This window comes from Neptunitalea chrysea, assembly GCF_027924145.1.
Taxonomy (GTDB): domain Bacteria; phylum Bacteroidota; class Bacteroidia; order Flavobacteriales; family Flavobacteriaceae; genus Neptunitalea; species Neptunitalea chrysea.
In genome coordinates this window covers 1-2,351 of record NZ_BRVP01000056.1, presented here as the reverse complement: position 1 = coordinate 2,351, position 2,351 = coordinate 1, and the positions used below count along the sequence as shown (strand labels likewise).

The window sequence follows — 2,351 nt, the reverse complement described above, 5'->3', positions numbered from 1 at the left end:
TTTTAAACTTAGCAACATAATTGCTACTCCTAAAATGTGTTTTAATTTCATATTTACTCGATAATCAAGATTAAATACTCAGAGCCTTACCTCAAAATGAAACATTGCTCTCTAATAACTACCTCATGAGCTTGCCCAGAGATAGTTTACTTTCTTTTTACTGTTTCTCTAATACATATTCCCCGTAAGGTACACGTGCTACCGTTGGTACATTAGCATCAGGAAGCATCCCTCCACTATAACTATATAACTTTACCCAAATTTTTGCTGGGGTATTTTGATTTGGAATAGAACGCACTACCATTTTTATAGATAGATAATCCCGTTCAGGATCGTGAAAATACAACGAAAACAACCGTTCAGAACTAGTACACGAATCACAAACTGCCGTGGGGCTTTTTACAATGGTTCTTCCCGAAATAGGATGTGCTCTACCTGTTATTTGCGTGTCTTCTAAATAAGGTAATGTATTTACCAGTGTAGTACCGTTAACCTCATAGGTATAGGCTCCTACCAATAAATCTTCATAGTGCCCACGTGTAGCCACCATGGTTTCTTTTTCTAATACTATAGTTAGCACCTCTCCATTTGCAGCAGTATACTTCCAAGTCCCCGTAAACACATTCATTTCATCAAACAAATCCTTAAAATAACTATTTGAAGGAACCTCGCTTAAATATGCATCAATAGGAACAATGTTTGTTTGCGACATACAATCTTCATGAATTGTAAAAAAAGCTATTACTAAAAAAACTATACTTTTCATATTTATTTTATTTCACACAAGGGGTTTCAACTATGTTTTCATTACTATCTAAAGACAAACGCTCCCAGGATTCCTCCACATAAAATAAACTCCCATTTATGGGATAAAATAACCCATTATCATAAGTAACAGTAATCTCATTAACGTGTTAATAACATCTGTATTATTAACTGTCAGTTGATAACCACTAATAAGCAGATCTTCATTAAAACTACTGCTTCACCAACACCAAATCTTGCATTACAAGCAACTTATAGGGTCCATAATCGTTTGGGGAGTGTATTAACCTATTGTTTTGTAAATAAATACAATTTACCATTTGAACCCGTGATAGATAAAGTTGTAAGAGTATTGTTAGTACTAATATTATTAATAATATCACAGGTAGAGTCAGATCCGTTTTCATAAGTTTTAAGAAAAATATCTTTAACATCTTCTCCATCCACTACTTCAAAATCACATCCTGTAGTTAACTCATATGTATATTCCGTATCAGAGTAACCAAGATACTTATCAATTCTATTTCCATTATCTGTAAACTCAATGATATATTTAGCATCTTCATCCGATTGCCATACACCAACTATTTCTGCTTTAAAGCTTTGTAAAGTTGTTTGTTGTGAAAATCCTTGACGAAAAATTAATATCATAACAATTAAACAAAAATATTTTATACTTTTTTTCATAACATTTTTTTTATAAACAATTTATAGAATCTTTTACCTTTTGAAAATAATTTTCACGCTTATCAAGACCAAGAGCAGATTTACCATTTATTTTTATCGTTACATCTTTAACGGTAGTAGTAGAATCCAATGGTGTTATTCTATCGACAACTTTAGTTTTGTATACCCACAACCCGCTTAAAATAGCTAAAGTATCATTACTCGCTATAATCTCAGGATATGTTACCGGATCTATATCAGGATCAAAATGTTCATTATAAAAATTCTTAAAAGCTATATAATTAGATTTCCAAGTTAATTGCATTAAACCTTTACCTCTGTATTTATTTCCATCTCCACTAGCTACATCCCCATTAGAAAATACACAACAATAAGCCACATTAGCTACTCCAGTTGGATTACCAACGTAGTCAGGAGCATAATATAAATCAGAATCCTGACTAGCTGCAATAGAATCCATAGTAAATTTACTATATCTCTTTGGTAATAAAGATGCAGTGGAATAATTTAAGCTTTCCATTACGTTCAACGATTCAAAACCAGATTCGGCAGCAGCCTGACTTAAAAAATGCCATAAATCTATATCACTATCGATTCCAAAATCAGCTCCCTTTTCATTAATTAAATGTGCTAACAACTCAGCATTCGAATCTGACATATTTGGAAATACTTTCTGCAAATCTTCCTTAGAAGTATCACAATCATCATCATCTATTTCTTCTTCTAAAACAGGCTCAGTATCTATTTCAGAATCTTCATTTTCATTGTCAGAGCCATCACTTGACCCACCTCCGCCAGAAGAGTCATCTCCAGAACTTCCATCACCAGAAGATCCATCACCAGAAGATCCATCACCAGAAGATCCATCACCAGAAGATCCATCACCAGAAGATCCATCT

The 2,351-nt window shown here is 33.2% G+C and carries 3 protein-coding genes; all 3 read right to left on the bottom strand.

The genetic code is table 11. The annotated features are described in order from the left end of the window. Positions 1-157: 157 nt before the first annotated feature. On the bottom strand, positions 158-766 hold the full coding sequence (locus NBRC110019_RS16645) for a DUF6705 family protein (RefSeq protein ID WP_281756598.1): 609 nt from the start codon (positions 764-766) through the stop codon (positions 158-160). A gap of 287 nt (positions 767-1,053) precedes the next feature. Then, positions 1,054-1,416: a hypothetical protein gene (locus NBRC110019_RS16640; protein ID WP_281756597.1), complete on the bottom strand. Its 363-nt coding sequence runs from the start codon at positions 1,414-1,416 to the stop codon at positions 1,054-1,056. 46 nt (positions 1,417-1,462) lie between these two features. Further along, a partial coding sequence (locus NBRC110019_RS16635; RefSeq protein WP_281756596.1) for a glycoside hydrolase family 19 protein occupies positions 1,463-2,351 on the bottom strand: 889 nt, incomplete at its 5' end.